This window comes from Methylobacterium endophyticum (assembly GCF_050591105.1).
Lineage (GTDB): Bacteria > Pseudomonadota > Alphaproteobacteria > Rhizobiales > Beijerinckiaceae > Methylobacterium.
Genome location: NZ_JBNHES010000044.1, coordinates 1 through 2,154, shown reverse-complemented (window position 1 = coordinate 2,154; position 2,154 = coordinate 1). Strand labels below are relative to the sequence as shown.

Annotated in this window: 3 protein-coding genes; all 3 read right to left on the bottom strand. The window is 67.2% G+C overall.

Annotation, left to right across the window (positions count from 1 at the left end; translation table 11 throughout):
• Window positions 1-866: phage protein GemA/Gp16 family protein (locus tag ACP56T_RS21810; RefSeq protein WP_430914104.1), on the bottom strand; the 866-nt coding region annotated here is incomplete at its 3' end.
• Window positions 863-1,291, bottom strand: a complete 429-nt coding sequence (locus ACP56T_RS21805) for a hypothetical protein (protein ID WP_430914103.1) — start codon at window positions 1,289-1,291, stop codon at window positions 863-865. The genes ACP56T_RS21805 and ACP56T_RS21810, both read right to left, overlap by 4 nt.
• Before the next feature lie 65 nt (window positions 1,292-1,356).
• The coding region (locus ACP56T_RS21800) for a P-loop NTPase family protein (protein ID WP_430914102.1) at window positions 1,357-2,154 on the bottom strand (798 nt) is incomplete at its 5' end.

Genomic DNA, 2,154 nt, shown 5'->3' with positions numbered 1-2,154 from the left:
TATGGCGAAGTTCGGGTTCCGGCTAGATCGGGGCCGCCGAGCTGCTTTTCACGCGTCCGATACTTCATCGCCCTCAAGGCGGTGATTACCTTGCCGGCGCCGGCCATCGTCAGGAAGCGCAGCGAGGACGCTCGATGGTATCGCTCCAGCCACGCGTTCAAGCCTGCTTCAACGGCAGCATCGCTCTCGGCGCTCGGACCGGTCCATTCGCGCCAAAGCGCGCGGATCAGCTCGACCTGCTCGGGTGAGGCGAACCCTGCCCTGCGGCCGAAACCGGGCTTGGTGACGGCCAGAGGCTCGCGTTCGAACCCCTCGGCCTCCAGAAAGGCCATGCACAGGTCGAAGCCGCGTCCGTCGAGGTCGTTGGCCGAGACGACGCCGCCGTAGCCTTGGAGCATGGCGTAATAGCGCTTCTCGTCCATCGCGTTGCACTTGCGCGCCACCTGGATCAGCCTGACCTTGGCCGGCGTGATAGTGCGGCGCGCCGCGACGAAGGCGGCGACGTCAAGACCGCGCTGCTCCCAGCGCGACAGGAGGTCGATCAGGCCCCGGCCGCCGAGGTCGCGTAGATCGGCGACGCCGCCATAGCCGCGCAGGTCGGCGGCGTAGACGTGCGGCGTGAGGCCTAGCTCTCGCGCGGTCGCCTCGATCAGCTTGCGGGTGGCGGCCGAGAGGATCGGCCGCTGCCGGCACTCGAACCGGATGACGGTGAAGTGATCCATCAGCCGGGCAAAGCCCTGCGCGGTCAGGGCCTCGACGCTGTCCACGCCGCCGCAGCGGCGCAGAATGCCTGCGAACACGCCGGGATCGGCCGCGACAGCCTCGCGGGCGCGCCCGATGAGCTTGAGTTGCGCCGGCCGGATCACGGGTTGGCCTTCTGATAGGCAAGGGCGGCCTGTTCGTCTAACGCCCTGAGCCGCGCAGCGATGGTCCGCATCACGTCCACCACAAGATGCGATGCTTTGAGCAAGTCGGTGTCGCCTTCGGCGTCGTCGACCAACGCCTTATCGAAGAGGTAGGCCAGACCATCCAAGTCGAGGTGCATGAAGTAGGCGTCATGCACAAGCTTGCGCAGATCGTCGGCGTACCGCTGAACGGTAATCCTATGGACAGTGATCTGATCGACCGTGTTCTTGCGATTGGCCTCGGCCTCATCGAGCATCTCTTGCCACCGGTCCAACATGGACTGAGGAACCTCGTCGGGGACGGGTCGGCGGGAGGGATCGACCCGCATCGAGCGCGGAACCTTCCGCGCCTCCGCAACGGTCTCTGGGGCGGTCTGGGATGCCATCAGGGTTTCCTCGTGGTCGAAACGACGCCGGATCGCCTCCGGCCGGGCACGCAACGAAGGGGGGATCAGCGCCGCTTGGGCAGGCGCTTGAAACTGCTCTGACGTTCGACCTTCGGAGCCGCGTCGGCTGCCTCCAGGTCGCGCACGAAATGAGGGAACGTGGACAGCGCCTCGCGCAGGTGATCGACGCGGACCACCTTGCTCCCGGCTTCCTCGGCGATGGCGCGGGCCGGCGGCAGCACCTTGCCGAGGCCGTCCGCGTGGCGGACGCGGGCCAGCTCGCGGCAGAGACGGAACGCGTCCATGCCTTCCACGTCGTAGGCGGCGGCGATAAGGTCCGCGTCCGTATCGAGGATGCAGTCGATCTCCTCGCGCACCGGTAGGCGGCGGGCGATCTGCTGGATAGCGGCCTGGCTGGAATTGACGAGCTTCAGCACCTCGGCGTTGCCGAGGAAGAGCATCTGAATGCGGGCTTCCTCGCTGATCGCCAGCAGTTCGCGCGCCGAGCGCAAGGTGAGGTTCTGGGCCTCATCGAACAGCATCACGGGGGCGAAGCGGGCCTCCCGGCAGAGGCGCTTCAGCGTCGCTGCGATGCTGTAGGCGGGCTTCACGCCGAGGTGCGGAGCCACCTCTTCGAACACCGCCATGGTCGAAGCGCCGATCACGCCCGTGACGGTCACGAGGCCGACGGACGGCCCCTCCATCAAGTCGGAGCGGCGCACCGCCTCTCCCTTCCGAGCGGCAAGGTCGATCGAATGGTTGTAATCGACCGGGATTTCATTGCGGCCGGCGAGTTGGCGGCTCGTCTGCATGATCGCGGCCGGGTCGGCCGCGCGGTACGGGCCGCGCCCATCCTTGCCGCT